General features: G+C 66.2%; 20 protein-coding genes. 18 read left to right on the plus strand and 2 right to left on the minus strand.

What is annotated here, in order from left to right; all coding sequences use genetic code 11:
- The first annotated feature begins 117 nt into the window (after positions 1–117).
- Positions 118–1,425 (plus strand): hypothetical protein, encoded by a 1,308-nt coding sequence (locus DB032_RS08680; protein WP_107799123.1) that lies wholly within the window; start codon positions 118–120, stop codon positions 1,423–1,425.
- A gap of 477 nt (positions 1,426–1,902) precedes the next feature.
- Positions 1,903–3,198, plus strand: a complete 1,296-nt coding sequence (gene alr, locus DB032_RS08685) for an alanine racemase (protein ID WP_107799124.1) — start codon at positions 1,903–1,905, stop codon at positions 3,196–3,198.
- Between the two features lie 113 nt (positions 3,199–3,311).
- Here the strand turns inward: alr and DB032_RS08690 are convergent, their stop codons facing one another.
- Positions 3,312–4,298, minus strand: coding sequence for an NAD(P)H-quinone oxidoreductase (locus DB032_RS08690; protein WP_107799125.1), 987 nt, complete (start codon positions 4,296–4,298; stop codon positions 3,312–3,314).
- A gap of 169 nt (positions 4,299–4,467) precedes the next feature.
- Between DB032_RS08690 and DB032_RS08695 the strand changes: the two genes are divergently transcribed.
- From DB032_RS08695 to efp, 6 genes are all read left to right on the plus strand, one after another.
- On the plus strand, positions 4,468–5,133 hold the full coding sequence (locus DB032_RS08695; RefSeq protein ID WP_107799126.1) for a 7-cyano-7-deazaguanine/7-aminomethyl-7-deazaguanine transporter: 666 nt from the start codon (positions 4,468–4,470) through the stop codon (positions 5,131–5,133).
- Between the two features lie 108 nt (positions 5,134–5,241).
- Positions 5,242–7,677, plus strand: coding sequence for a heavy metal translocating P-type ATPase (locus DB032_RS08700; protein WP_107799127.1), 2,436 nt, complete (start codon positions 5,242–5,244; stop codon positions 7,675–7,677).
- The gene (gene ccoS / locus DB032_RS08705; protein WP_019103031.1) at positions 7,677–7,856 is read left to right on the plus strand and encodes a cbb3-type cytochrome oxidase assembly protein CcoS; all 180 of its coding nucleotides are present in this window, start codon (positions 7,677–7,679) and stop codon (positions 7,854–7,856) included. The genes DB032_RS08700 and ccoS overlap by 1 nt, the downstream gene beginning before the upstream one ends.
- A gap of 280 nt (positions 7,857–8,136) precedes the next feature.
- Entirely contained in the window at positions 8,137–9,438 is a 1,302-nt protein-coding gene (locus DB032_RS08710) for a NupC/NupG family nucleoside CNT transporter (protein WP_107801759.1), read from the plus strand.
- Positions 9,439–9,768: 330 nt separating this feature from the next.
- Entirely contained in the window at positions 9,769–10,914 is a 1,146-nt protein-coding gene (gene earP, locus DB032_RS08715) for an elongation factor P maturation arginine rhamnosyltransferase EarP (RefSeq protein WP_107799128.1), read from the plus strand.
- A 62-nt stretch (positions 10,915–10,976) separates the two neighbouring features.
- A complete protein-coding gene (gene efp, locus DB032_RS08720; protein WP_048412240.1) occupies positions 10,977–11,540 on the plus strand; it encodes an elongation factor P in 564 nt (187 codons plus the stop codon).
- Positions 11,541–11,629: 89 nt separating this feature from the next.
- On the opposite strand, the gene DB032_RS08725 is transcribed toward efp, so the two are convergent.
- The gene (locus DB032_RS08725; protein ID WP_107799129.1) at positions 11,630–12,178 is read right to left on the minus strand and encodes a cupin domain-containing protein; all 549 of its coding nucleotides are present in this window, start codon (positions 12,176–12,178) and stop codon (positions 11,630–11,632) included.
- A 297-nt stretch (positions 12,179–12,475) separates the two neighbouring features.
- On the opposite strand from DB032_RS08725, the gene DB032_RS08730 reads away from it, so the two are divergent.
- The 10 genes from DB032_RS08730 (at position 12,476) to DB032_RS08775 (ending at position 22,014) form a co-directional block, all read left to right on the plus strand.
- Positions 12,476–13,360 (plus strand): hypothetical protein, encoded by an 885-nt coding sequence (locus tag DB032_RS08730; protein ID WP_199225854.1) that lies wholly within the window; start codon positions 12,476–12,478, stop codon positions 13,358–13,360.
- A gap of 46 nt (positions 13,361–13,406) precedes the next feature.
- Positions 13,407–14,162 carry an SDR family oxidoreductase gene (locus DB032_RS08735; protein WP_107799130.1) on the plus strand — a complete coding sequence of 252 codons (756 nt, stop codon included), beginning with the start codon at positions 13,407–13,409 and terminating at the stop codon, positions 14,160–14,162.
- A 12-nt stretch (positions 14,163–14,174) separates the two neighbouring features.
- The gene (locus DB032_RS08740) at positions 14,175–15,077 is read left to right on the plus strand and encodes an alpha/beta fold hydrolase (RefSeq protein ID WP_107799131.1); all 903 of its coding nucleotides are present in this window, start codon (positions 14,175–14,177) and stop codon (positions 15,075–15,077) included.
- Positions 15,070–15,888 carry an IclR family transcriptional regulator gene (locus DB032_RS08745; protein ID WP_107799132.1) on the plus strand — a complete coding sequence of 273 codons (819 nt, stop codon included), beginning with the start codon at positions 15,070–15,072 and terminating at the stop codon, positions 15,886–15,888. Before DB032_RS08740 ends, DB032_RS08745 begins: the two co-directional genes overlap by 8 nt.
- A gap of 12 nt (positions 15,889–15,900) precedes the next feature.
- Complete coding sequence (locus tag DB032_RS08750; protein WP_107799133.1) at positions 15,901–16,701, plus strand: SDR family oxidoreductase; 801 nt, start codon at positions 15,901–15,903, stop codon at positions 16,699–16,701.
- Positions 16,691–18,355 (plus strand): thiamine pyrophosphate-binding protein, encoded by a 1,665-nt coding sequence (locus DB032_RS08755; RefSeq protein WP_107799134.1) that lies wholly within the window; start codon positions 16,691–16,693, stop codon positions 18,353–18,355. The genes DB032_RS08750 and DB032_RS08755 overlap by 11 nt, the downstream gene beginning before the upstream one ends.
- A gap of 4 nt (positions 18,356–18,359) precedes the next feature.
- Positions 18,360–19,190 carry an aspartate dehydrogenase gene (locus DB032_RS08760; protein WP_199225855.1) on the plus strand — a complete coding sequence of 277 codons (831 nt, stop codon included), beginning with the start codon at positions 18,360–18,362 and terminating at the stop codon, positions 19,188–19,190.
- Positions 19,191–19,198: 8 nt separating this feature from the next.
- A complete protein-coding gene (locus DB032_RS08765; protein WP_107799136.1) occupies positions 19,199–20,677 on the plus strand; it encodes an aldehyde dehydrogenase in 1,479 nt (492 codons plus the stop codon).
- Positions 20,678–20,781: 104 nt separating this feature from the next.
- The gene (locus tag DB032_RS08770) at positions 20,782–21,756 is read left to right on the plus strand and encodes a VOC family protein (protein ID WP_107799137.1); all 975 of its coding nucleotides are present in this window, start codon (positions 20,782–20,784) and stop codon (positions 21,754–21,756) included.
- A 27-nt stretch (positions 21,757–21,783) separates the two neighbouring features.
- Complete coding sequence (locus tag DB032_RS08775; RefSeq protein WP_107799138.1) at positions 21,784–22,014, plus strand: recombinase-like helix-turn-helix domain-containing protein; 231 nt, start codon at positions 21,784–21,786, stop codon at positions 22,012–22,014.
- Positions 22,015–22,019: the final 5 nt, after the last annotated feature.

A 22,019-nucleotide genomic window follows, 5' to 3' on the forward strand; every position in this document is an offset into this window, starting at 1 on the left:
ACCTCAAACCGGATCGCGGGTAGAATGCCCCCGATCCGAGCAATCACTCCAAACCCATCCAAGTGACCGGCCCCGCCATCACGCGCCGCGCCGGTCCGCATCGAGAAAGATAAAGACATGGCTCAAACCAGCGCCCTGAGACAGCTTCCGCAAAGCACCCTGTTCCGCCCCGGCGACGTCTTCGTCCTGTTCGGCGAACTCTTCGGCCGCGGCTACGCCAACGGCCTGATCAATGAAGCGCGCAAGGCCGGCATGGACATCATCGGCATGACCGTGGGCCGCCGCGACGAAAACAACCAGCTGCGCCCGCTGAACCAGGAAGAACTGGCCGCGGCCGAAGCCAATCTCGGCGGCCGCGTGATCAATGTGCCGCTGATGGCCGGCTTCGACCAGGACGGCTCGCCGACGCCGACCGAACTGCTGGCCTCCCTGACGCTGAAAAGCTGGCAGGACGACAAGCTGGACTGGGAACACATCGAGCAATGCCGCCAAATCGGCGTGCAGCGCTTCAAGGACGGCGTCGCCCAGGCGATGGCGCAGCTGGACGGCATGATAGCCGACGGCCGCAATGTGTTCTTCGCCCACACCATGGCCGGCGGCATTCCCAAGGCCAAGGTCTTCCTGGCCATCGCCAACCGCGTCTACAAGGGCCGCGGCGAGCGCTTCCTGTCCACCCAGGCGCTGTTGGACAGCGATCTGGGCAAGCTGATCCTGCAGAACTTCGACGAAGTCACCGCCAACACCTTCCAGCACCTGATAGACGGCAGCGCCGCGCTGCGCGGCCGGCTGGAAGCCGCCGGCGGCCAGGTACGCTACACCGCCTACGGCTACCACGGCACCGAGATCCTGATCGACGGCGACTACCAGTGGCAGACCTATACCAACTACACCCAGGGCTACGCCAAGATGCGGCTGGAAAACGTCGCCCGCGCCGCCTGGGAGCAAGGCGTCAAGGCCACGGTGTTCAACTGCCCGGAAATCCGCACCAACTCCTCGGACATCTTCGTCGGCGTGGAACTGCCGCTGCTGGCGCTGCTGCGCGCGCTGAAGCGCGAGGACGGCGGCGCCTGGGCCGACGCGCAATGGCAGGCCTGCGCCGCCCTGCTGCAAGACGGCCATACGCTGGAAGAGGTGCTGGGGAAGATAGACGCGCTCAATAGCGGCGAGGTGATGCGCGGCTTCCGCAATTTCGAAGCCTGGCCAATGCCGAACAGCCCGGAACTGGCCGAGGTGATGATAGGCACGTCCGACGCCATCGTGGACCTGCATCAGGATAAGAAGGCCTTGATCACCGACCATCTGAGCAGCCTGGTGATCGACGCCACCGGTCCGCTGATGTTCCACGAAGCCGCCGCGCCCGCCGGCCCGGTGCTGTGGCTGAACCATGACATCATCGCGCGCCAGCTGAACCGGATGCACGATTAAGAATCTGTTCAAATTCTCGCGAGCAAGAGCGAGACAAGGTATTGCGGCTGAAGAAGCGGAGTATACATTCTGAAGCCGCACTTACCGTGCCGCGCCTCACGAAGCCCAGCCGAACCATGAACAGGTTCTAAGCGCACCCACCCCGGAAGCACATACAAAGAACACGGACCAAAACCATAGGGCTTGTCCGTGTCTTTCACCGTGTTTCCGGGGCCGAATCGGCTTGACCCCACTAGGCCTGAGCGCCCCAAACCTTGGCGAGCGCCCCCCTCGACACCCTCCCCCCTCTCCGACATCAGCCGGAACGCCTCCCCTGTTTGACCCTGCGGCAAAACATGACGAGAACACGCTCGCTTAGAGAGCAATCATTATCATGCTAGGCTCAGCATCGTTTCTCTCAACGATGACCATAAGGGAAATCCGCCCGCTTCAGTGCCGTTAAAAACTTGTTGTCTCTCTTGGATAAAGGAGAACATCATGCCCGCCCTCGTCAAACCCCATCACCTTGCGCCCTTGCTATTAGCCGCGCCCATTCTAGGCGCAGCGGCCCCGCCCTTGAGCAGCGCGCCCGCTTCCTCGGCGGACATCCGCCAAAGCAATGCCTGGCTGGAAATCGACGACCAGGCTTTTGCGCACAACCTATCCCTTATCCGGCAAGGCTTGGGCAAACAAACCCAACTGTGCGCCGTCATGAAGGCCGATGCCTATGGCCATGGCCTTGCCTTATTGATGCCCACCATTTTGGCGCAGAAAATTCCTTGCGTAGGCGTTGCCAGCAATGAAGAACTGCGCGTCGTGCGTGAAAACGGATTTAACGGGCGGCTGATGCGCATTCGTTCCGCGACACCGGGTGAAATCAAAGGCGCGCTCCCCTACAAGACGGAGGAGTTGCTAGGGAATGCGGAGCAAGCGGAACAGGCCGCCCGCATAGCGATGGAAAACGGCATCAAGCTGCCCATTCATCTGGGCTTGAACTCTTCCGGCATGAGTCGCAATGGAATGGATCTTTCAACCGATCAAAATCGACAAAACGCCATTCATATCGCCCAAAATCCCAATTTTCAGATTGTCGGCATAACAACGCATTATCCAGTGGGAGAGCGACAAGCCGTACTGGCCTCGCTGAGCAAGTTCAAACAAGACTCCACATGGCTTATCGCTGCCGCCGGGCTGGATCGCAAACAGATTACGCTGCATACGGCCAATAGTTTCGCCACCATGGAGGTGCCGGCCTCCCATTTGGACATGGTGCGTCCAGGGCGCGCGCTCTATGGCGACATGGGAGAGGATAAGCGCTTCAGACGGGTCTTATCCGCCTTCAAAACCAGAGTGAGCTCGGTGAACCCTTATCCTGCCAATACTCCGGTAGGCTACGATGGCACGCATGTATTAAATAGGGACTCTCTCTTAGCCAATATTCCCGTTGGCTACTCCGACGCCTACCCTCGTCGCTATAGCAATCGCGCCCATGTTTTGATCAACGGTCAACGAGCGCCCATTGTCGGCCGCATCTCCATGAACACCTTTATGGCGGATGTGACGGACTTGAAGCCGCGCCCCGAATCGGGAGCAGAAGTCGTGCTGTTCGGCAAACAAGGCCAGGCTGAAATCACCCAGGCTGAACTGGAACAGATGTATGGCGATTTTCTGGCCAATTTATACACGGTCTGGGCACACTCCAACTACAAAGCGCTCAAGGCGAACCCGGAGAACACCAAGCAAGCGGCCGACGACACATCGTCCAAACGGTTCTTTCCCCGCTCAGCGCCATAGGCAAAAGACTTGCCGCCAAGGCAGGCCGCTTGCTCATTGCTTGCTCAGCCCCCTCCGCGCACCAACCCCGGCGGCCCAGGCGGCCGGGGTTGATCGGGGCGCGCCCGGCCCTGTCACCCCGCCAGCACCGGAAACAGCGTCAACACCACCTTGCCCAGATTGCGATTGGCCTCGACATACGCATGCGCGTCGGCCACCTGGGCCAAGGGGTAGCTGGAATCCAGCGTCAGGCGCAGCCTGCCCTGCTCCAGCGCCGGCAAGATCCGGGTTTCCAAAGCCCGCGCCAAGCGCGCCTTCACCTCCAGCGGCTGCGGCCGCAGCGTGGAGCCGATCAAGGCGATGCGCTTCATCAGCAGCGCGCCCAGATTCAACTCCGCCTTGGCGCCGCCGAGCAGGCCGATATTGACCAGCCGCCCATCCGGCTTCAAAGCCGACAGATTGTCGTTCAGATAGCTGGCGCCCACCGGGTCCAGCACCACGTCGACGCCGCCCCAGTCCTTGACCATGGGGCCGAAGGCCGGCATTTGCCGGTAGTTGAACACCCGCGCCGCGCCCAGCTCGCGGCAGAACCCGGTCTTCTCCTCGCTGCCCGCGCTGGCGAAAGCCTGCGCGCCCAACAGGCCCGCCAGCTGGATCGCCGCCGCGCCGACGCCGCTGGCGCCGGCGTGCACCAGCACAGTCTCGCCGGCCTGCAAGCCGGCCTTTTCCACCAGATTGAACCAGGCCGTCATCCAGGCCTCGGGCAGGCTGGCCGCCTCCACCCAGGACAGCCAGTCCGGCTTGGCGATGGCCAAGGCCTCGTCCAGCAGCGCGTATTCGGCGTAAGCTCCGCCGCCGATCAGGCCGAACACCGCATCGCCGGGCTGGAAACGCGAATCCGCGTCCGCCTCCACCACCACGCCCGCCACTTCCAGCCCCAGAATCGGGCTGGCGCCCGGCGGCGGCGGATACTGCCCGGCGCGTTGCGCCAGGTCCGCGCGGTTGACGCCCGCCGCCATCACCCGCAACAGCAATTGCCCGGCGCCGCGAACCGGCGGCGCGATCTCGTTCAAACGCAAGGTGTCGACTCCGCCCGGAGCCGACTGCACAACTGCCAACATACCCCCTCCTTTCGCTCTCAAGCGACTGATTAGCAATGTCAAATACCTTTGCCAAGGCGGACGCAGGCGCGTATCATCTCCGCCCTTGCCCTGTTCCGGCCTCGCCGGACCGGGCCAACCGAATCTGCATTGGGTTCCCTCACCCCAATCCAATAAAAAGGCCGACATCATGTTTAGCTTTACCCGCCAACAGCGGCTGTCCGCGCTGCTGTGGCTGTCCTTGTTCCACATCGCCATCATCGCGTCCAGCAACTACCTGGTGCAATTGCCCATCACCGTGTTCGGCTTCCACACCACCTGGGGCGCGTTCACCTTTCCCTTTATTTTCCTGGCCACCGATCTGACCGTGCGCGTATTCGGCGCGCCGCTGGCCCGCCGCATCATTTTCGCGGCGATGCTGCCGGCCCTGGCGATCTCCTACCTGATCTCCACCCTGTTCTACCAGGGCGCCTGGCAAGGCGCGTCGGCCCTGGCCAGCTTCAATGTATTCGTCGCCCGCATCGCCGTCGCCAGCTTCGCCGCCTACGCGCTGGGCCAGGTGCTGGACGTGCAGGTGTTCAACCGCCTGCGCCAGCTGAAAACCTGGTGGATCGCCCCCGCCTCGGCCATGTTGTTCGGCAATATCAGCGACACGCTGGCCTTCTTCTTCATCGCCTTCTACAAGAGCAGCGATCCCTTCATGGCCGCCAACTGGGTGGAGATCGCGCTGGTGGACTACAGCTTCAAGCTGCTGATCTGCCTGCTGTTCTTCCTGCCCATGTACGGCGTGATCCTGAACCGCATCCTCAAGCAGCTCAGTTTGCGCGGTGTGGAAGCTCAATTGCACGCGGCTTAAACGACTCCAAGCCCGGGCCGGACGCCCCCAGGAAATGGGGGCTGCCGCGGCTGATTCCAACACGCTAGCGCAAGCCAAACGCGGCCGGATTGATTACAATCGGCCATCATGAGTGAAAACTGCTTCCACTGCGGCCTGCCGGTGCCGCCCGACGTCCGGTTCCCGGTCAAATACCGCGAAGTCGACCAGCCCACCTGTTGCGCCGGCTGCCAGGCGGTAGCCGTCACCATCATCCAGTCCGGCCTGTCCGATTACTATCAGCACCGCACAGAGGGCGCGCGCCAGGCCGAGCCGGTGCCGCTCGAGCTGCTGGAGCAGATCAAACTCTACGATTCCGACGAGTTGCAGCGCAGCTTCGTGCGCTTCGAGGCCGAAAACCTGCGCGAGGCCTCCTTGATGCTGGAAGGCATCACCTGCGCCGCTTGCGTCTGGCTCAACGAGCAGCACATCCGCCAGCTGCCCGGCATCGTCAGCGTCGACATCAATTACAGCAATCACCGCGCCCGCGTGCGCTGGGACAATAGCCGGGTTCAGCTGTCCGCCATCCTGGAGGCGGTCAGCGCCATCGGCTACCGCGCCCACCCCTACGACGCCGAACGCCAGGAAGCGCTGAACCAGAAAGAGCGCAAGCAGGCGATCAACCGCCTGTGGGCGGCCGGCCTGTCCATGATGCAGGTGATGATGTACGCGGTGCCCATCTATCTGGCGCCGGACGGCGAAATTTCGCCGGACTTCCTGTGGCTGCTGCACTGGTCCAGCTTCATCCTAACGCTGCCGGTGGTGCTCTACTCCGCCGTGCCCTTCTACCGCGCCACCTGGCGCGACCTCAAGACCCGGCGCGTGGGCATGGACACCCCGGTGACCATAGGCATTCTCACCGCCTTCCTGTCCAGCTTCTGGGCCTTGATCAACAAGGTGGAACACGGCATCTATTTCGACTCGGTGTCGATGTTCGTGTTCCTGCTGCTGGGCGGCCGTTATCTGGAAGGCATCGCCCGGCGCAAGGCCGGCGAAGCCACCGAAAGCCTAGTCAAGCTGATCCCCGCCTTCGCCCACCGCCTCAGTGGCTGGCCCGCCAGCCGTCAAAGCGAGGAAACCACGGTGACGCAGCTGCGTCCCGGCGACGTGATCCTGATCAAGCCCGGCGAGACCATTCCCGCCGACGGCGTGGTGCTGGACGGCCACAGCGCCAGCAACGAGGCGTTGCTGACCGGCGAGAGCCGGCCGGTGAGCAAGGAGGCCGGCTCCGCGGTGATCGCCGGCAGCGTCAACGCCGCCAGCCCGCTGGTGGTGAGAGTGGATCAGACCGGTCAGGACACCCGGCTGGCCGGCATCGTACGGCTGCTGGACCAGGCGCTGGCGGAGAAGCCGCGGCTGGCGGTGATCGCCGACCGCTTCGCCAGTTGGTTCGTCGCGCTGCTGCTGCTGGCCGCCGCCGGCACTTACATCGGCTGGCACTATATCGAGCCGGACCGCGCGCTGTGGATCATGGTGGCGGTGCTGGTGATTTCCTGTCCCTGCGCGCTGTCGCTGGCCACCCCGGCGGCGCTGACCGCCGCCTCCGGCCACCTGGCGGCGCTGGGCGTGCTGACCACCCGCGGCCACGCGTTGGAAACCCTGCCCAAGATCAGCGATGTGGTGTTCGACAAAACCGGCACCCTGACCCATGGCGATATGCGGCTGCTGGACAGCTGGACCGCGCCCGGCCGCGACGCGGCGGCGGCGCTGGCCACGGCGGCGGCGCTGGAACAGGGTTCGGAACACCCAGTGGCGCGCGCGCTGCTGGCCGCCGCCGGCGACGGCCCGTACCAGGCGGCGGACGCGCTGCGCAACCATCCCGGCCAGGGCGTGACCGGCCAGCTGGATGGCCGCGCCTGGCGCATAGGCTCGCCGGAATTCATCGCCGCCCAGCTGGGCGACTGCCCGCTGCCGGCCGCCGACTGGCACGGCGACAAGACCCTGATCGCGCTGGCGGACGAAACCGAACTGGTGGCGCTGTTCGCCATCGGCGACGCGGTGCGCGCCGACGCGGCGCCGCTATTGCGCCAGCTGAAACAGCGCGGCCTGCGCGTACACCTGCTCAGCGGCGACGGCGCCGGCGCGGTGGCCAGCCTGGCGCGCCAGCTGGACATGGACGCCCACATCGCCCGCGCCGCGCCGGAGGACAAGCTGGCCTATGTCGGCCGGCTGCAAGCCACCGGCAAGCGCGTGCTGATGGTAGGCGACGGCATCAACGACGCGCCGGTGCTGGCCAAGGCCGACGTGTCCATCGCCATGGGCGGCGGCACCGACGTGGCGCGCGCCAGCGGCGACATGGTGCTGATAGGCGACCGGCTGGGGCTGATCGCCAGCGCTTTCGAGCTGTCGCGCAAGACCTTGTCTGTGATTCGTCAAAACCTGTGGTGGGCCGCCGCTTACAATATCGTGGCGCTGCCCTTGGCCATCGCCGGCCATGTCACGCCGTGGATCGCCAGCCTGGGCATGGCGTCCAGCTCCCTCATCGTAGTCGGCAACGCCCTCCGACTGGTCAAACGGAGACCCTGATGGAAAGCCTGTATCTGCTCATCCCGCTCAGCCTGGTGCTGGCCTTCGTCATCGGCGGCATTTTCTGGTGGGCCACCCGCAACGGCCAGTTCGACGATATGGAAGGCCCGGCCCACCGCATCCTGATGGACGACGACAAGCCCAAGGACGCCAAGGACGAGACGCCGCGGCGCGACTGAGGCCCCGCGCTCGCCCAAACCCCTCCCGGCGCACCCCCGCGCCGGGATTTTTTTGCTCCGACTCGGCGCGCCCGCATGTCCCGCCGCCGGACCAATCTTCACCCAAATCGAATAAAATCAAGGACAAAGCGTCGCAATCGCTTTCGTTATCCGATTTTTGCTGTAAAATCGCGCCCCTTGAGCAATATTAGCTAATCATCATCTAATAATCGTTGGATCCGCCTTGTCCGGCGCCGCGCGCCGGCTTGTCAACTTCCGCACCATCATCTCAGGGTTGTTCGTGAATACCTTACAAGCTCTCGTCGGCATGTTGTTCCTGCTGGGCACCGCCTATGCGCTGTCCACCAATCGCAAAGCCATCAATTGGCGCATCGTGCTGATCGGTCTGATCATGCAAAGTTCGCTGTTCCTGGTCATCAACTACGTGCCCGCCGCGCGCGCGGTGTTCGAAGCCTTCGGCTCCGGCTTCGCCAAAGTGCTGACCTTCTCCGGCGAAGGCGCCAGCTTCGTGTTCGGCGACCTGGCCAAACCCAGCGGCAGCATGGGCTTTTTGTTCGCCTTCATGGTGTTGCCGGTCATCATCTTCTTCTCCGCCTTCAGCGCCCTGCTCTACCATCTGGGCATCCTGCAACGCGTGGTGGCCGGCATGGCCTGGGTGATGAAGCGCAGCATGAAGCTGTCCGGCCCGGAAAGCCTGACCGTAGCGGGCAACATCTTCCTCGGCCAGACCGAGGCCCCGCTGCTGATCCGCCCCTACATCCAGCACATGAGCCGCTCCGAGCTGGCTTGCGTGATGATCGCCGGCATGTCCACGCTGGCCGGCGGCGTGCTGGCCGCCTACGTCGCCTTCCTCGGCGGCAGCAATCCGGCGGAGCAAGCCAAGTTCGCCACCTATCTGCTGATGGCCTCCTTCATGAACGCGCCGGCCGCCGCGGTGTTCGCCAAGATCATCTACCCAGAAACCGACCGCGACCACGCCTCCAGCGACAAGCTGGACTACAGCCAGGACGACGATCAGGGCAGCTTCATCAACGCCATCGTCAACGGCGCGATGTCCGGCATGAAGATGGCCGCCGCGGTGGCCACCATCATCCTGGCCATCGTGTCCATGATCGCGCTGGCCAACTTCGTGGTGAAGGACGGCATCGGCGCCGCGCTGGGCGTCAACGAAATGATCAAGGCCTCCACCAACGGCGTGTTCGACGGCCTGACGCTGCAATACCTGTTTGGCCAGGCCTTCCGCGTATTCGCCTTCATGATGGGCGTGAGTTGGCACGAAACCCTGGAAGTGGGCAGCCTGCTGGGCCAGAAGATCGTGGTCAACGAGTTCATCTCCTATCTGGACCTGGCCAAGATGAAAGCCGCCGGCACCCTGTCGCCGCAAGCCATCCTGATTTCCACCTTCGCGCTGTCCAGCTTCTCCAACTTCAGCTCGGTGGGCATCTGCGTCGCCGGCATCGGCGCGCTGGCGCCGTCGCGGCAGAAGGAACTGGCCCAGATCGGCATGCGCGCGCTGGCCGCCGCGGTGATGGCGGGTTTCATGACCGCGACCACGGCCGGCCTGTGGATGTCCATTTTCTAAGCACCTGTTTACGATCTGCTGCGCGTCGTGAGACGTCACACGGTGAGTACAGCTTCGAAATGCTCATGTACCACGCGTACATTCCGCTTTCTCAGCCGTTTTCGCCTTGTCTCGCCTTAGCTCGCGAGATCGTAAACCAGTTCTAAAAGCAATCACCGCGTTTTGATCTAGTTGTAGCGTGGACAAGCCCAAAGGACTTGCCCACGCTACGAACTCAGGCCTTTGTCCGCGGCGTCTTAATCTTTATGCCACCCCGCGCTCCGCGCGGGGTTTTTCATGAACCCGCGGCGGCGTGCTAAGCTGCCGCCATTTTCACGCGCGGCACCGCCAATGGAACGCAAACACTGGGATATCTTCTGCGCCGTGGTCGACAACTACGGCGACATCGGCGTCGCCTGGCGGCTGGCGCGCCGGCTGGCCCACGACTTCGGCCTGGAAGTGCGGCTGTGGGTGGACGACCTGGCCAGCTTCGCCCGCATCGCGCCCGATCTGGACCCGGCCCTGCCGGCCCAGCGTCTGGCCGACATCGACGTCCGCCACTGGCCGGCGGACGGCCCGCCCGCGGACACCGTGCCCGCCGAGGTGGTGATCGAGGCCTTCGGCTGCCGGCTGCCGGAGCACTTTGAACAGGCGATGGCCGCCAAGGCGGTCAAGCCGGTGTGGATCAATCTGGAATACCTGTCGGCGGAAGACTGGACCCGCGGCTGCCACCGCCAGCCCTCGCCGCATCCGCGGCTGCCGCTGACCAAGCATTTCTTCTTCCCCGGCTTCGAGGCCGACACCGGCGGCCTGATCTGCGAACAGGGCCTGCTCGACGTCCGCCGCCAATGGCAGGACGACGCGCTGGCGCGCCGCGCCTACTGGCAGTTGCTGGAACTGCCCGAGCCGGCCGCGGACGAGTGGCGGGTCAGCCTGTTCGCCTATGAAAACCCGGCGGTCACCAGCCTGCTGGCCGCCTGGGCGCTGGGCGAGCGTCCGGTCACCTGCCTGCTGCCGGAAGGCAAGGCGCTGCCGGACGCCGCCCGCGTCTTCGGCTACCCCTTGCGCGCCGGCATGCTGGCGCGCCAGGGCCAGCTGACGGTCAAGGTGCTGCCGATGACCGACCAGGACAGCTACGACCTGCTGCTGTGGTCCTGCGACCTCAATCTGGTGCGCGGCGAAGACAGCTTCGTGCGCGCGCAATGGGCCGGCCGGCCGTTCCTGTGGCACATCTACCCGCAGGACGACGCCGCCCATCTGGCCAAGCTTGATGCCTTTTTGTCACAGTACGGCGCGGCGCTGCCCGCCGGCGCGGCGCAGGCGCTGAGCGCCGCCAGCCATGCCTGGAACCACGGCGCCGACATGGCCGCCGCGTGGACGGAACTGGCCGCCTGGCTGCCCGCCTGGCGCGAGCATGCCGCCGCCTGGCCGGAAAAATTGCTGGCGGACGGCGATCTGGGCGACAGACTGCTGCACTTTGTCCGGGAAATCGGCTAGAATACGCCGTTTTTCGGAAACCTTTTTTTCCGACTTCAATCAAGAGTTTGGGACTTTTAGTAATGAAAACCGCACAAGAACTCCGCGCCGGCAACGTATTCATGGTAGGCAGCGACCCGATGGTCGTGCAGAAGGCTGAATTCAGCAAATCCGGCCGCAACGCCTCCGTTGTGAAAATGAAGATGAAGAACCTGTTGACCGGCGCCGGCAGCGAAGCCGTATACCGCGCCGACGACAAGTTCGACGTCATCGTGCTGGACCGCAAGGACTGCACCTACTCCTACTTCGCCGATCCGATGTACGTGTTCATGGACACCGAATTCAATCAGTACGAAGTGGAAGCCGACAACCTGGGCGACACGCTGAACTTCATCGTCGACGGCATGGAAGAAGTGTGCCAAGTGACCTTCTACGACGGCAAGGCCATCTCGGTTGAACTGCCGACCACCGTGGTTCGCGAAGTGGAATACACCGAACCGGCCGTGCGCGGCGACACCTCCGGCAAAGTGCTGAAGCCGGCTCGCCTGGTGGGCACCACCTTCGAAGTTCAGGTTCCGGCCTTCGTCAACACCGGCGAAAAGATCGAAATCGATACCCGCACCAACGAATTCAAGAAGCGCGCCTAAGCGCCCTCTTGCTTCGCAGTGCCCAAAGCCGCCCGGCGCCATGCGCCGGGCGGCTTTTGTTTTGAGCGCAACGTGTCAGCGACAGGCCATCAGCGCTTGATCCTGGATAAGGGGTCGTCCGGCCGGTAAGTCGGCGTCATCGGCCGCGGCGACCCCACCATCACACAGAGCAAGGCGTCGTCATCGCCCACATTCTCTTCGCCGCGGTAGATCCCCGGCGGAATCGAGATCAGATCCCGCGGGCCGACAACCGCCTCCCAACGCTCCCCTTCCAAAGATTCGCAAAACAGCTTCACCGTGCCTTGCAACACAAAGAAGATCTCCTCCGCATCGGTGTGCAGATGCAGGGGGCCGATATGGCCGGGCGGAATCTTCATCGTGGAAAAAGTGAAGTGCACCGCCGGCACGGTATTGCCGTCGGCGGCCACCCCAGTGGCGCCGGTGCCGACATAGCGCATCTGCGCGCGTCCGTACTCCGGCTTGAAATCCGCCTGAAACTTCAAGGCGTCCCAGTCGTAACGGCGGGTGGAGCGCAACACGCAACGCGACGCCATCCACTCGGCAAAGCTCTTGCCGGCCGGCCTGGCCAAGGAAGGCAGAGCCTCCCGCACCAATTCATTCAAACGATCATTGTTCATGGAGGTCTTTCAACGGCGGGCAGCCTGCTCGCAGGCTGGAATGTCGAAACCGGAACGCAGGGCGCGGCGCTGGGCGCCCCATTTGTTCCGTCTATGAAACATGATTTCATTAATGAAATCTTCTATAGCCTAGGCAAGCCGAACCCAGGCCAAACATTAGGGAAAACCCTAATATTTTGCTCGGTTTTCACCTCATAAAGTCGATCATGTTCCACAAATAAATCCTTGTTTTATAGGTGGAACAAAAATAAAAACCGGCGCATTCAATGACGACCAGGTTTATGAGGAGAAACAGCAATGCCCCCTATCCGCTTGCCCTGTACTCGACCGTCCCGCATCCGACGCCCCCGGACGCTGGCCGCGCTCTGCCTGGCCCTGTCCGCGCCCGCCTACGCCGCGGACTGGTCCGACACCTTCATCGGCTACCGCTTCGGCAACGCCTATCAGGAGCCCGGCAACAACCGGGACATCCGCAAACAAATCCTCACCCTCAACCACAGTTCCGCCTATCGCTTAGGCAGCAATTTCTTCGTGCTGGATTACCTGCGCTCCAACGGCGCCGACCCGTCCAGCTCCGGCGCGGACAACGGCGCCACCGAGTTCTATCTCGCCTACCGCCATCAGCTGCAATGGAAAAAGCTCAGCGGCAGCACCGCCGACTTCGGCCCGATCCGCGACTTCTCGCTGCAAGCCGGCTTCGACGTGGAAACCAAGAACTCCGCCTTTTCCCCGGCCAAACGCATGCTGGTCATCGGCCCCACCGCGCAGTTCGACGTGCCCGGCTACCTCAATCTGGCCCTGCTCTACGCGCGGGAATGGGGCGAATGCGGCCTGAACCCCTGCCGCCAGGCGGGCAACAGCAATAGCGTCGCCTTCGATCCCTTTCCGCGCCTGGAACTGGCCTGGGGCCTGCCCTTCCAGTGGGCCGGGCTGCCGCTGAAATTCCAGGGCTACGCCTTTTACAACGCCAAAAAAGGCAAGGATTACCAGAACCGGGACACCGCCGCCGAATACCTGATCCGCCCCTCGCTGATGGCCGATATCGGCCTGCTGGCCTTCAAGGCCAAGAACGCGCTCTGGCTGGGCCTGGGTTACGAGCTGCGCCGCAACACCTACGGCAACAGCGGCGGTCCCGGCATCGACACCAATACGCCCAGCCTGAATCTGGAATGGCATTTCTAATCCGCAAACGGCCTCGCGCCCACGCTAACCCTTTCAAGGAGATTTCATGCCGGACAACCTCAAGGACAGACGCATTCTGATTACCGGCGGCGCGCGCGGCCTGGGGCTCGCCTTCGCCGAAAGCGCGGCGCGCGAAGGCGCCGCGGTGGCGATAGCGGACCTGCGCCATGAACAGGCGCAGGCCCAGGCAGAACGACTGCGCGCGGCCGGGCATCAAGCCTGGGCGCTGCCGCTGGATCTGGCCGACCCGGACGCCATCCGCCGCTGCGCCGAGGACGCCGTCCAGCGCCTGGGCGGCTTGGACGGCCTGGTCAACAACGGCGCGGTCACCGATTCCGGCGGCGTCTCCGCCGCCGAGCTGGATATTGAGTGCTGGGACCGGGTGATGGCGGTGAACGTGCGCGGCGTCTGGCTGATGACCATGGCCTGTTCCCAGGCGCTGGGCGCGTCCGGGCGCGGCGCGGTGGTCAACCTCGCTTCCGACACCGCCTTGTGGGGCGCGCCGCGGCTGCTGGCCTACGCCGCCAGCAAGGGCGCGGTCATCGCCATGAGCCGCAGCCTGGCCCGCGAACTGGGGCCGGCCGGCATCACCGTCAACGCCGTCGCGCCCGGGCTGACCCTGGGCGAGGCCACCGAGCAGGTGGCGGCCGAGCGCCACCGCCACTATGTGGCGCAACGCGCGCTGGAACGGCCGCAAACCCCGGACGACGTCTGCGGCGCCGTGCTGTTCTGTCTATCCGACCTGTCCCGCTTCGTCACCGGCCAATTGCTGGCGGTCAACGGCGGTTTCGTCATGCACTGAAGGAAAACCGCCATGAGCGCACTGGACCTGCCCGCTAACGCCGATGAAACCCTGCTCCTCAAACTGCGCCGACGCTTGCGCCAATGTTTTCCGGAACGCCGGCTCCAGGTGAACGACCGCGTCGTCGCCTACCGCGAATGCGGCGGCGGCGACGCCACCGTCGTGCTGCTGCACGGCATAGGCTCCACTTCGGCCAGCTGGATGGAGGTGGCCGCCGCGCTGGCGCCGTACGCTCGCGTGCTGGCCTGGGACGCCCCCGGCTACGGCGACACCAGCCCCTTGCCGCAGGCCCGCCCCAAGGCCGACGACTACGCGCAGGCGCTGGAAGGCTTTCTCAAAGCCGCCGGCGTCACCCGCTGCGCGCTGGTCGGCCATTCCCTGGGCGGACTGATGGCCGCCGCCCATGCGCGCCGGCATCCGCAGCGGCTGGAACGGCTGCTGCTGGTCTCGCCGGCCCAAGGCTACGGCGCGGCCGATCGGCGCGCCGACGGCGCGCGCATCCGCGGCGAACGGCTGCGCGCGCTGCACGCCCAGGGCCTGGCCCAAGTAGCGGACCAGGCGCCGGCCAGGCTGCTCTCCGCCTCCGCCGACGCCGCCGCGCGCGCCTGGGTACGCTGGAATATGGCCCAACTCAAGGAGGACGGCTATAGCCAGGCCGTCGAACTGCTGACTGGCGACGACATCGCCCGCTACGCGCCGTCGCCGCTGCCGGTGACGGTGTTCTGCGGCGAGCGCGATCTGGCCACGCCGCCGGCGGATTGCCAGGCCGTGGCCGCCGCCTTCAACGCGCCCTTCCATCTGATTCCCGGCTGCGGCCACGCCTGTCACGTGGAGGCGCCGGCGGCGCTCGCCGACTTGCTCAGCGCCGCTCTCGCCCCGTCCCACCCCCACACCAAGGAAGCCCATCATGGATGAGCAGAACCTCAACGACGCGGCCGCCCGCTATACCGTGCCGGCCCTGGAGCGCGGCCTGCGCCTGCTGGGCGAATTCAGCCGCGGCGAGCCCACGCTGAGCGCGCCGGAGCTGGCGCGCCGGCTGGCGCTGCCGCGCTCCACCGTGTTCCGCATGCTGGCCACGCTGGAACAGCTGGGCTTCATCGAACGCGCGGAAGGCGGCCGCGACTATCGGCTGGGCATCGCCGTGCTGCGCCTGGGTTTCGAATACCTGTCCTCGCTGGAACTGACCGAACTGGGCCTGCCGGTGCTGGGCCGGCTGCGCGACCGGATCGGCCACGCCTGCAGCCTGGTGGTGCGCGACGGACGCTCCATCGTCTACGTCGCCAAGGTCAACCCGCCGTCCTGGATCGCCTCCAACATCAATATCGGCGCCCGGCTGCCCGCTCACGCCACCGTGTTCGGCCGCATCCTGCTGTCGGAGCTGCCGCTGGAGAAACTGCGCGAGCTGTATCCGGAAGAGCATCTGGACATCCATTCCAGCCAGACCCCGCGCAACACGCTGGAGCTGTTCCACCTGCTGCAGCAAGACCGGGAGCGCACCTGCCTGGTGGGCGAAGGCTTCTTCGAAACCAATATCTCCACCGTGGCGGCTCCGGTGCGCAACCACGGCGGCGCCATCATCGCCGCCATCGGCGCCACCCTCCCCATGCCCAGGCTGGAGCCCGGCCAAGCCGATGCGCTGGCCGGCCACATCCGCGCCGCCGCCGCCGAACTGTCTCGCGCGCTGGGCCACGCCGGCGGCGGCATGGGCAAAGTCATCCACCTGTGAACGGAGCCTCCGATGAGCTTTTGCGATCTTGATCAGTCCGTCGCCGTCGTCACCGGCGGCTCCTCCGGCATCGGCCTCGCCTGCGTCGAACAATTTCTCGCCGCCGGCGCCGCGGTGGCTTTTTGCGGCCGCGATCCCGCCCGGCTGGCTCAGGCCGAAGCGCTGCTGCGGCAACGCTTCCCCGCCGCCCGGCTGCTGGCCCGCGCCTGCGACGTGCTCGACCGCGAAGCGGTGAACGCCTTCGCCGCGGAAACGGAGGCCGAGCTGGGCCCGGCGTCCATCCTGGTCAACAACGCCGGCCAGGGCCGCGTGTCCACCTTCGCCGACACCAGCGATGAAGACTGGCTGGACGAGCTGCGGCTGAAATTCCTGTCGGTCATCCATCCCACCCGCGGCTTCCTGCCCCAGCTGGAGCGCCGCGCGCCGGCCGCCATCGTCTGCGTCAACTCGCTGCTGGCCCTGCAGCCGGAACCGCATATGGTCGCCACCTCCGCCGCCCGCGCCGGCGTACTCAATCTGGTTCGCTCGCTGGCCACCGAGTTCGCCCCGCGCGGCGTGCGCGTCAACGGCATCCTGATCGGCCTGGTCGACTCCGGACAATGGCGGCGGCGCTTCGCCGAGCGCGAGGACCCAACACAAGACTGGGACCAATGGAGCGCCGCGCTCGCCGCGCGCAAACAAATTCCGCTCGGCCGGCTGGGCCTGCCGCAAGAGGCCGCCCAAGCCGTGTTCTTCCTCGCATCCCCGCTCTCTTCCTACACCACGGGAAGCCATCTCGACATCTCTGGAGGCCTGTCGCGTCATGCCCGATAAACACACTGTCACCGTCGGCGAAGCGCTGGCGATCTTCCTCGAAAACTGCGGCGTCAAAGCCGCCTTCGGGGTGATCTCCATCCACAATATGCCCATACTCGACGCGCTGAACCAACGCGGCCGCATCCGTTTCGTGCCGGCGCGCGGAGAGGCCGGCGCCGCCAATATGGCCGACGCCTGCGCCCGCACCACCGGGCGGCTGGGCGTCTGTCTGACCAGCACCGGCACCGCCGCCGGCAACGCCGCCGGCGGCATGGTGGAGGCGCTGACCGCCGGCACGCCGCTGCTGCACATCACTGGCCAGATCGAAACGCCCTATCTGGACCAGGAGCTGGCCTACATCCATGAAGCGCCCGAGCAGCTCGGCATGCTGCGCGCCGTGTCCAAGGCCGCCTTCCGCGTGCGCAACGCGCAAACCGCGGTCGGCGTGTTCAAACAGGCGGCGCGCGCCGCGCTGAGCGCGCCCTGCGGACCGGTCAGCATAGAAATCCCCATCGACATCCAGGCCGAGCGCATCCCGCTGCCGGCCGATCTCGCGCCGCTGCCGCCCTTGATCGCCGTCCCGTCCGAGGCCGCGCTCGACGCGCTGGCGGACCGGCTGGCCGCGGCGCGCCGGCCGCTGCTGTGGCTGGGCGGCGGCGCGCGCGGCGCGGCCGACGCGGCTCAACGCTTGCTGCGCCTGGGTTTTGGCGTGGTCAGCAGCACCCAGGGGCGCGGCATCGTGCCGGAAGACGATGAACGCAGCCTGGGCGCTTACAACCTGCACCCGCCGGTGGAAGCCCTCTATCAAAGCTGCGACGCCATGCTGGTGGTCGGCTCCCGCCTGCGCGGCAATGAAACCCTGAAATACCAGCTCAAGCTGCCGCGCCCCTTGTACCGCATCGACGCGGACCCCGCGGCGGAAGGCCGCGGCTACGTCGACGACGTCTTCGTCTGCGGCGACGCCGCGTTGGCGCTGGACGGGCTGGCGCGGCGGCTGGAAGGCCGGCTGCGCGTGGACCCGGCCCTGCCCGCCGATCTGTGGCGCGCGCGCCAGGCCGCCGTGGACGCGCTGCTGGACGGGCTGGGGCCCTATCGCCGCCTGGTGGAAACCTTGCAAGCCCGCATCGGCCGCGACTTCAACTGGGTGCGCGACGTCACCGTCTCCAACAGCACCTGGGGCAACCGCCAGCTGCGGCTGTTCTCCGCCACCGCCGGCGTCCACGCGCTGGGCGGCGGCATCGGCCAGGGGCTGGCGATGAGCATAGGCGCCGCCATCGGCGCGGCCGCCTACGGCAGCGGCCGCAAAACCCTGGGCCTGGCCGGCGACGGCGGCTTCATCCTCAATCTGGGCGAGCTGGCCACCGCGGTTCAGGAGCAGGCGGACCTGGTGATGATTCTGATGAACGACCAGGGCTACGGCGTGATCAAGAACATCCAGGACGCCCACTACGGCGGCCGCCGCTGCTATGTGGACCTGCACACCCCGGACTACGCCCAGCTGTGCGCCTCGCTGCGGCTGCCGCACCGCAAGGTCAGCCGGCTGGAGGAGCTGGATCAGGCGCTGACCGCGGCGCTGGAACACAGCGGCCCCTTCCTGCTGGAAATCGACATGCTGGCGATAGGCCGCTTCAAAAGCGTCTTCGCCGGCCCGCCCACCAAGCAACAGGACTGAGCCCATGGACCTCTCTCCTCCCAAACCCGTGCTGGACATCGCCCTGGTGGGCTGCGGCGCCGTCGGCGCCGGCGTGCTGGAAGGGATCGCGGCGGAGCCGGCCCTGCGCGTCGGCCAGGTGCTGGTGCCCGCGCCGGACGATGCCCGCGTCCGCGACACCCTGGCCCGCCTCGCCCCGCAGGCGAGGCCGCGGCGCGCGCTGGACCCGGACGCGCCCGCGCCGGATCTGCTGGTGGAATGCGCCGGCCACGCCGCCGTCGCCCAACACGTGCTGCCGGCGCTGGAGCGCGGCATCGACTGCCTGATCGTCTCCGCCGGCGCGCTGACCGAAGACGGCTTGGCGGAACGGCTGGAACAGGCGGCCCGGCGCGGCGGCGCGCAAGCGCGCCTGCTCTCCGGCGCCGTCGGCGCCATCGACGCGCTGGCAGCCGCTCGTCTGGGGGGGCTGGAACAGGTGAGCTACACCGGCCGCAAGCCGCCGCTGGCCTGGCGCGGCACACCGGCGGAACGGGATTGGGATCTGGCGGCCTTGAGCCAGGCGCAATTGATCTTCTCCGGCAGCGCGCGGGAAGCGGCGCGGCGTTTTCCCAAGAACGCCAACGTCGCCGCCACCGTGGCGCTGGCCAGCCTGGGCCTGGACCGGGTGCAGGTCCGGCTCTACGCCGACCCGGCCGCCCACGGCAACCAGCATTGCATAGACGCCCGCGGCGGCTTCGGCGAGCTCAGTCTCAGCCTGCAAGGCCAAGCGCTGCCCGGCAATCCGAAAACCTCCGCCCTCACGGTTTACAGCGTGGTCCGAGCCTTGCTCAACCATGTCCGGGCCATCGCCATCTAGGAGCCATCATGAGCACACTCTCCTCCCCCCTGCCCATTTGCATTGCCGGCGCGTGGCGGCCAGGCCGCGGCGATCTCTATCACAGCCGCTACCCCGCCACCGACGAAGCCGTGGCCTGTCTGCACGCCGCCAGCCTGGACGATGTGGAAGAAGCCGTCCAGGGCGCGCAACGCGCCTTCGACGCCAGCGGCTGGCCGCAGTGGAAGCCGCACCAACGCGCGCGGGTGCTCTACCGCGTGGCCGAAGGCATCCGCGCGCGCGCCGAAGAACTGGCCCAGTTGCAAAGGCTGGACAACGGCAAGCCGATCCGGGAAACCCGCGCCTTGGTGGCCAGCGCCGCCGACACCTTTCAATTCTTCGCCGCCGCCTGCGAAACGCTGGAAGACAGCGTCACCCCCTCGCGCGGCGATTATCTGAGCCTGAGCCTGCACGAGCCCATGGGCGTGGTGGCCGCCATCACCCCCTGGAACTCCCCCATCGCCAGCGAGGCGCAAAAACTGGCTCCGGCCCTGGCCGCCGGCAACGCCGTGGTGCTGAAACCGGCCGAGGCCACGCCGCTGCTGGCGCTGGAGCTGGCCAGGATCTGCGAACAGGCCGGCCTGCCCAAGGGCCTGCTCAGCGTGCTGCCCGGCAAGGGCTCGCTGATCGGCGACGCCATCGTGCGTCATCCGCTGGTGCGGCGCGTGGCCTTTACCGGCGGCACCGCCACCGGCCGCCACATCGCCGCGCTGGCGGCGCAAAAACTGATGCCGGTCTCGCTGGAGCTGGGCGGCAAGTCTCCGACCATCGTGTTTGCCGACGCCGACCTCGACCACGCCGTGGCCGGCGTGCTCTACGGCATCTTCAGCTCCTCCGGCGAATCCTGCGTCGCCGGCTCCCGGCTCTTCATCGCCCGCCCGCTGTACGCCGACTTCATCGCCCGGCTGTCGGCCGGCGCCCGGCGCTTGCGTCTGGGCGACCCGGCCGACCCCCTCACCCAGATGGGACCGCTGATCAGCGCCGCCCACCGCGAACAGGTGGAAGCCCATGTGGCGCGCGCGCTGGAGGACGGCGGCCGCCTGCTCTGCGGCGGCGAGCGTCCGCGCGGCGCCCTGTTTGATCGCGGCCATTACTACCCGCCCACCATCGTCGACGGCCTGGACAACCAGGCGCGGCTATGCCGGGACGAAGTCTTCGGCCCGGTGCTGGCGGCGCTGCCCTTCGACGACGAGGCCGATCTGATCGCCCAGGCCAACGACAGCGTCTACGCGCTGGCGGCCGGCGTCTGGACCCGCGACGCGCAGCGCGCCTGGCGCCTGGCGCGCGCGCTGCAGGCCGGCACCGTATGGATCAACACCTACAAGCAGTTCTCGGCGGCCACCCCTTTCGGCGGCTGGCGCGACAGCGGGCTGGGCCGCGAAAAAGGCCGGCACGGCATCTTGCAATACATGGAGCAGAAAGGCGTGTACTGGGGGCTGAATCCGGAACCGCTGCCCTGGACCAACTAAGAGTCCGCTCACAAAACCCCTAGCTGGGCTCAGGCTCTCTACGCGGTTTTGCCAGCGGCTCTAAACCGCATTCCACCGGCTTCACAACAAGAGGAGGATCCGCCATGGCGGTGCTTGGCATAGACGAAGTGAACTATCGCGCGGCCGATCTGGCCGCCTGCAAACGCTTTTTCCTGGATTGGGGACTGCGCCTGGAGCGGGAAAGCGATCAGCAACTGGAATTCCGCAGCCTCAACGACTGCGTGGTGCGCGTCTCCCACCCGGACCTGCCCGGACTGCCCGCCGGCCTGGAGGAAGGGCCCACCTTGGTGGAAGTGGTCTGGGGCGTGGAAAGCGCCGGCGATCTGGATCAATACGCCGCGCAGTTGCGCAATCTGCCCGGCTTCCGGCGCGAAGCGGAGCGGCTGCGCTGCCAGGACCCTTGCGGCCTGAGCATCGCGCTGCAAGTCAGCCGCAAGCGCCCGCTGCAACTGGACTGCGCCCGCTTCAACAGCTGGAGCGAACGGCCGCGCGTGGATCAGCGCGCCCCGGTTTACGAACGCGCCCAACCGATAGAAGTGGGTCATGTGGTGCTCTTCGTCGACCAGCGCGAAGCCATGGTGCGCTTTTACTGCGACCGGTTGGGCTTCGCCCTGTCCGACCAATACCCGCAACGCGGCAGCTTCCTGCGCTGCGCACCGCGCGGCGGCCACCATGACCTATTCCTGCTGCAATTGCCCAGCGGCAAGAAAGGCCTCAACCACGTGGCCTTCGCCGTGCGCGACATACACGAAGTGATAGGCGGCGGCCTGGCCATGGACCGGCTCGGCTGGAAAACCGAACTGGGCCCGGGCCGCCACCCCATCTCCTCGGCCTACTTCTGGTATTTCGAAAACCCGGCCGGCGGCCTGGTCGAGTACTACAGCGACGAAGACGAACTGACCGAAGCCTGGCAGCCGCGCGATTTCGAGCCCGGGCCGGAACGCTTCGCGGAATGGGCGGTGACCGGCGGCCTGGACGGCCACACCCGCCGCCCCAAACACGCAGAGACGCCGCGCCAGGGCTTTCTCACCGACAAAACCGGCGAAACCGACCGCTAAACCGCACCCCGTCCCAAGGAGAACCCCATGAGCCGAGTCATCCCGTCCCGCTACCTGGAGCCCCGCCAGGCGCAGCAAACCGCCCCCACGCCTTACGAAGATCTGCTGGGCGACGCCCTGGAGCGCGCTTACGCGCAGGAAATCCACGATCTGAACGCCCTGCTTGCCCACCTGAACCAGCACGGCCCGTCCGCGCCCAACGGCGGCAGCTGGAACGAAGCGCTGTTCCGCGCCGAAATGGCGCGCCTGGCTCAATAAACCCA

The sequence above is a fragment of the Chromobacterium sp. Panama genome, assembly GCF_003052555.1.
Classification (GTDB): Bacteria; Pseudomonadota; Gammaproteobacteria; order Burkholderiales; family Chromobacteriaceae; genus Chromobacterium.